Origin of the sequence: Streptomyces sp. NPDC006610 (assembly GCF_040611575.1) — a bacterium.
Taxonomy (GTDB): domain Bacteria; phylum Actinomycetota; class Actinomycetes; order Streptomycetales; family Streptomycetaceae; genus Streptomyces.
In genome coordinates this window covers 1-5402 of the sequence record NZ_JBEXOP010000085.1, presented here as the reverse complement: position 1 = coordinate 5402, position 5402 = coordinate 1, and the positions used below count along the sequence as shown (strand labels likewise).

The following is a 5402-nucleotide window of genomic DNA, read 5'->3' as shown; positions in this document are numbered from 1 at the left end:
GCTGCGGCCGGACGCTCACACCTCGCCACAGCGGATACTGTGCCACACCTACGGACGCGGCAAGGACCAGCACATCCCCGTCCCCGGCTGGCCCTACTCCGTCATCTGCGCGCTCGAGCCCGGCCGCAGCTCGTGAACCGCACCGCTGGACGCGCTGCGTCTGGCGCCCGGGGACGACACCGCGACCGTCACCGCCCAGCAGTTGCGTGAGCTGCTCCAGCGCCTGATCACGGCAGGACAGTGGCAGACGCGGGTGACCCCGACGTCCTCGTCAGCGCGGACGCCGGATACGACGCACCCCGCCTGGCTCACCTTCTGCGGGACCTGCCCGTGCAGGTGCTGGCCCGAATGAGGTCGGACCGCGTCCTACGCAGGCCTGTTCCACCCCGCCGACCGGGCACGATGGGCCGCCCGCCCCGCCACGGCGGTGAGTTCGCCTTCGGCCAGCCCGACACCTGGGGCACCCCGGACACCGAGACCGTCACCGACACCCGGCTCTGCGGCACCGCCCTGGCTCGCTCCTGGAACCGGCTGCATCCCAAGCTGACCCACCGCTCCTCCTGGGCCGCGGCCGACGGCACCCTCCCCATCGTCGAGGGCACGGTGATCCGCCTGGACATCGACCACCTGCCCAGCGGAGCCACCCCCAAGCCGGTCTGGCTGTGGTGGTCGGGCACCGACGCCACCGAAGCCGACGCCGACCGTCTCTGGCAGGCCTACCTGCGACGCTTCGACATCGAGCACACCTTCCACCTGTTCAAACAGACCCTGGGCTGGACCACTCCGAGATCCGCACTCCCCAGGCGGCTGACCGATGCACCTGGCTGATCATCGCCGCCTACACCCAGCTGCGGCTTGCCCGGCCCCTGGCAGCCGACCGGCGGCGGCCGTGGGAGAAACCCACCTCGCCGGACAGGCTCACCCCCGCCCGCGTCCGCCGGGACTTCCGGCACATCCGCCCAGCGACCGCCTGCCCGGCCCAGGCACCGAAACCCTCCCGGCCCGGCCCCGGACGACCACCAGACCGCAAGAACACCCGGCCCGCACCCCGCCACGACGTGCACACACCCCGCAAAACACAGCCAGCGCGACGACAAACGAAGAAGTCGACGACCCCACGGCCCCGGCGCACAGGTTGAAGATCAAGCTAGGCGATATATCTTGAGAAGTTGACCTGTATGGGTTGTAGAGAGATCGCTGGTGCGGGGAGACTTCCGGCATGGGCTTGAAGAGGAACCCGGTCCCGCAGTCCGTGTACCGGCGACAACTCACGGCACAGCTGAGGGAACTGCGCGACGCATCCGGGCTTCGCCCTCTCCCGGGTGGCTGATCGGCTCCAGGTGATGGGCTCCCTGAGCCGAATCGAGAACGGCGAGCGTGGCGCAACACCGGTCCTCGTCCGCGCGCTGCTGGACCTGTACGGCGTTGCGGACGAGGATCGACGCGCTGACGTGCTCGACCTCGTCCGGGCGGACAAGGAGCACAGAAGCCCTGGTGGCGAAAGTATTCGACGGTGCTGACCCCGACCCGCTACGACGGCTACCTCGCACTGGAGGTCGGCGCGACGCACCTCGCGAACTATCAGCCGATGCTCGTGCCGGGACTGCTTCGGACCAAGGGGTACGTCCCCGCAGTGATTTCCCAGATACGGAAGGGCCTGTCCCCGCCGCACGTCGAGGCCCTGGTCAGAGGAAAGCTGGAGACCTGTGGATCAGTTCCTGCAAGCACGCGGAAGGGGTACCTTCCCGAATAATCCTTCGACGGTCTTCGAGTAGGCCCGCGTTGCGGCGCGGGTCGGGAAGGTACGCCCATGCTCAGCGTAGTGACCGACGGCGACTCCACCCAGTCCGGCTCCCCGATCGACGAGAGCGTCTGGGAGGGCGCCCGCCGGTTGCTGGCTGCCGCTCTGGAGGCGAAAGTCAACCAGTACATAGCCGAGTTGACCGCAGACATTGACGATCACGGGCGGCACCTGGTGGTCCGCAACGGCCACCACAAGGCGACGACCGTGGTCACTGCCGCCGGACCGGTCGAGGTCAAAGCTCCGCGGGTGAACGACCGCCGCGTCGACGACGCCACCGGCGAGCGCGAGCGGTTCTCCTCGAGAATCCTGGCGCCGTGGTGCCGCAAGTCGCGGAGGATCTATGAGGTGTTGCCGCTGCTCTACCTGCACGGCCTGCCGCCCGGAGACTTCGTCCCCACCCTGGAGCAGTTCCCCGGCGGCACCGCCAGCCTGTCCCCGGCCACCGTCACCCGGCTGACCAAGCAGTGGAGCGAGGACCACGCCGCCTTCCGGACCCGGGACCTGTCGGATCGCGACTTCGTCTACGTCTGGGCCGACGGCGTGCACCCCCAGGTCCGACTCGGCCAGGCCCACTCCTGCGTGCTGGTCCTGCTCGGAGTCCTTCGGCTGGACGGCACCAAAGAACTGATCGCCCTGGCCGAGGGCCTACGGGAGTCGACCGAGCCGTGGGCCGACCTGCTGCGCGACTGCCGCCGTCACGGCGTGCGCGACCCTGAGCTGTCCATCGGGGACGATGTCATGGGCCTTTGGCGGGCACTCGCCGAGGTGTTCCCGGCCATGAGGCCGCAGAGGTGCTGGGTTCATAGATCCCGCAATGTCACCAACTGCCTGCCCAAGGCACAGCCGGGCGTGACGAAGGCGATGCAGGAGAGCTACAACGCCGAGTCCCGCACTCACGCCGAGAAGGCGATCGAGGCGTCCGCGAAGACCTACGGCGCCAAGTTCTCCAAGGCCGTCGCGAAGATCACCGAGGACTGGGACCAGCTGCTCGCGTTCTATGACTTTCCGGCTGAGCACTGGATCCACCTGCGGACCACCAACCCCATCGAGTCGGCCTTCTCCACGGTCAAGCTCCGCACCAAGGTGATCCGAGGCGCCGAAGGCCTGGCGGCTGCGCTCGCGATGGTGTTCGAACGGGTTGGGTCCGGCCAGGCGCGGTGGCGCGCAATCACCGGAGCCCACCTGGTCCTCCTGGTCCGCGCCGGTGCACGCTTCGAGAACGGCATCCTGGTCGAGCGGTCTGAGGTGGCGGCGTGAAGGACATGTTCACGGCGCTTGACGCGTTGACCGACCGCGATCCGAACCGTCGGGACCTTGCTGCTGCAGTCCTCGGGGACCTCCTGCGCGGCACCGCGCTCGACACGGACACCGCCTGCCTGGTCGTCGGACGCCTGGTCCGCCTGGCCATCACCGAACCGGAAACCAAGGTGCGCGAGTCCGCCCTGAACTCGATCAGCGAGGCCTTCAACCACCATCGCCTGCCCCTGGACCTCGTCGAACCGCTGGCGACCGCCATGCCGACGATGGAACACGACCTCCTCGAATACGTCCTCTACGTCCTCGGCGCCACCCACGATCCGCGGGCCCGGCCGCTGCTCGAGCCGTTCCTCCACCACCCCGACCCGCGGGTGCGCGAAGATGCCCGGCTCGCAGCAGCCGAGATCACCGCGCCGGAAGGCCCCATACACAACTCTTGACTGTTGCTCGCATCTCGCCGAAGTCGCGGACGTGTCCGGTGGCCCTGTCCAGTTCGGGGCAACGGGCCAGGTTAGGCCAGCCCGGTCTTCCTCGGTCAGGACCATGGGGTGCCGGGTGAGCCAGCCGGTCACCTGCCGTACCGATACAGCGGCTGGGGTGCCGCGTCGGCCGGAGTCCTGCGGAGGGTGGCCATGTGGGCGCGACCATCTCCTGGTCAAGACGGTGGAGTAGGTCTGACCGCGACGGATCGCGAAGTCGTCCACGCCAGCGCCCGCGGCATGCTGAACGCGGGATCGGGCAGTGCCATGACCTTGCGTAACAAGGCCCACTCGCCGGGGTGCAGCGGCTACCGGCTGCACCCCGGCATGCCTGTTCCGTTCGTGTGCTTGCTGAAAAGGCCGCTGCGGCAGCGGCGGCACCAGCTTGTCCGCGAGCCGCAAACAGATGGCCCGGCACGGCTCTGAGAAATGTCATGCCGGCTTGAAAGACATGTCGCATACGGGCGGCATTCGCATAAGCAGGCCCGTGCTGAGCCGGGGCGACCCTTGCAGGGCGGCGACCGGCTTTGTGGCTTTGTTCACGGGGCTTTGGCGCAAATCTTGGGGAGCGGTCACGGAGAGTCATGGCAGTGTTCGATCGCAAGGAGACAGGGTCGCGTGAGGCCACTGCGCAGATGAAGCGCCGGACCGTCAACCGGATCACAAAGCCCAGTTCAGCGAGCGGAAGGTCCTTCAGCCTGCGCTGATAGCGGTCGCGCTCGGTCCGAGAAGCGACCAGAGGTCCGGACACGCCGCCCCCACCGCGCGGCCTCTCGCCGCCGACTCGGCCGTGCCAAACGCGACAGTGACCGCCTAGACAGGACTGCCCGGCCGGACGTTCGCCGAGCCCTTCTCCCGGCTAGCCCCGCACGTCTCGGACCCGCCGGGAGTGTCACCGTCTCCTCTGCTTCCCTCGGCAGGTACCAAGTAGGTACCATACGAGTATGCCGTCACTGAATGTGTCGTTCACCGAGGAAGAAATGGAAGGCGTGCGTGCTGCTGCTGCCGCCGAGGGCAAGAGCCTCAAGCAGTACCTGCACGACCTGGGCGTGCGCGAGATGCACCGTAAGCGGTTCGTGGCGGGCGCCGCGTCCTGGGCGGACAGGCTGCGCGAGGAGTTCGACGAGGCGTTCCCAGACGAGGTTCCTCCCCCCGAGCGCGACCGGGGAGCCACTGCCGCCTGATGAGCGAAATCCTCTATGTAGACGTGTCCTGGCTTCTGGACGTCCAGGACATCGCCCTGGGGCATGACGACGTATCCGTCTCCGACTACTCGGCTCTGGTCGCGGCTGTCGCCCGCCACAAGACCCGTACGCCGACGCTCGCCGAGTCCAACCCCGACGCCGCGTGGCGTGCTGCCGCGCTCCTGCACACCATCGTGCGGCTCGAACCGCTCCCCCACCGCAACAGCCTCTTCGCAGCCTTCGTGACAACCCAGTACCTCGACCAGTGCGGTGAAGGCATCGATCCGCCCTACGGAGCGCTGTCCGACCTGATCAGAAAGGTCCGCGAGACCCGGTTGAAGATCTACGACATCGCGGAGTCCCTCCGCTCCTGGCGCATCTGAACCCGGCGCAGCCGCGAGCGGCGGCCCGCGCCGCATTCGCCCCGCTTCCCTGCCCGGGCGGTGCCGGCGGAAGCTGCTCGGTGGCGACCTGGCCTTAGTCGACGCCGTCGCCCGGCCCCACGTGGTCGGAAGCCTGCACTGACGCGTTCCGTGCCGGAATACGTATTGGGCTCGGTTCTACACATCGCTCGGTATGTACATGCCCCAGACCTCGCGGAGCGCGTTGCAGACCTCGCCGACGGTGGCCCGTGCGCGCAGGGCGTCCTTCATCGGGTAGAGGACGTTGTCCTCGCCC

Annotated in this window: 6 protein-coding genes and 1 pseudogene; all 7 read left to right on the top strand. The window is 68.2% G+C overall.

Annotation, left to right across the window (positions count from 1 at the left end):
• Positions 1-1139: pseudogene (locus ABZY13_RS33310) on the top strand (transposase); the annotation flags it as partial.
• A gap of 204 nt (positions 1140-1343) precedes the next feature.
• A complete protein-coding gene (locus tag ABZY13_RS33305) occupies positions 1344-1520 on the top strand; it encodes a helix-turn-helix domain-containing protein (protein WP_356637534.1) in 177 nt (58 codons plus the stop codon).
• Positions 1514-1753 (top strand): Scr1 family TA system antitoxin-like transcriptional regulator, encoded by a 240-nt coding sequence (locus ABZY13_RS33300; RefSeq protein WP_356637530.1) that lies wholly within the window; start codon positions 1514-1516, stop codon positions 1751-1753. Before ABZY13_RS33305 ends, ABZY13_RS33300 begins: the two co-directional genes overlap by 7 nt.
• Positions 1754-1810: 57 nt before the next feature.
• On the top strand, positions 1811-3061 hold the full coding sequence (locus ABZY13_RS33295) for an IS256 family transposase (RefSeq protein WP_356637528.1): 1251 nt from the start codon (positions 1811-1813) through the stop codon (positions 3059-3061).
• 5 nt (positions 3062-3066) lie between these two features.
• Entirely contained in the window at positions 3067-3501 is a 435-nt protein-coding gene (locus ABZY13_RS33290) for a hypothetical protein (RefSeq protein WP_356637532.1), read from the top strand.
• Positions 3502-4484: 983 nt separating this feature from the next.
• Positions 4485-4724: a hypothetical protein gene (locus tag ABZY13_RS33285; protein WP_356637525.1), complete on the top strand. Its 240-nt coding sequence runs from the start codon at positions 4485-4487 to the stop codon at positions 4722-4724.
• Entirely contained in the window at positions 4724-5107 is a 384-nt protein-coding gene (locus ABZY13_RS33280; RefSeq protein WP_356637523.1) for a toxin Doc, read from the top strand. The genes ABZY13_RS33285 and ABZY13_RS33280 overlap by 1 nt, the downstream gene beginning before the upstream one ends.
• The last annotated feature ends 295 nt before the right edge of the window (positions 5108-5402 follow it).

Excerpts from the sequence above, each read along its gene's own strand:
- ABZY13_RS33295 (WP_356637528.1), top strand. The coding sequence starts at position 1,811 with ATGCTCAGCGTAGTGACCGACGGCGACTCCACCCAGTCCGGCTCCCCG.
- ABZY13_RS33280 (WP_356637523.1), top strand. The coding sequence starts at position 4,724 with ATGAGCGAAATCCTCTATGTAGACGTGTCCTGGCTTCTGGACGTCCAG.
- ABZY13_RS33305 (WP_356637534.1), top strand. The coding sequence starts at position 1,344 with ATGGGCTCCCTGAGCCGAATCGAGAACGGCGAGCGTGGCGCAACACCG.
- ABZY13_RS33285 (WP_356637525.1), top strand. The coding sequence starts at position 4,485 with ATGCCGTCACTGAATGTGTCGTTCACCGAGGAAGAAATGGAAGGCGTG.
- ABZY13_RS33290 (WP_356637532.1), top strand. The coding sequence starts at position 3,067 with ATGTTCACGGCGCTTGACGCGTTGACCGACCGCGATCCGAACCGTCGG.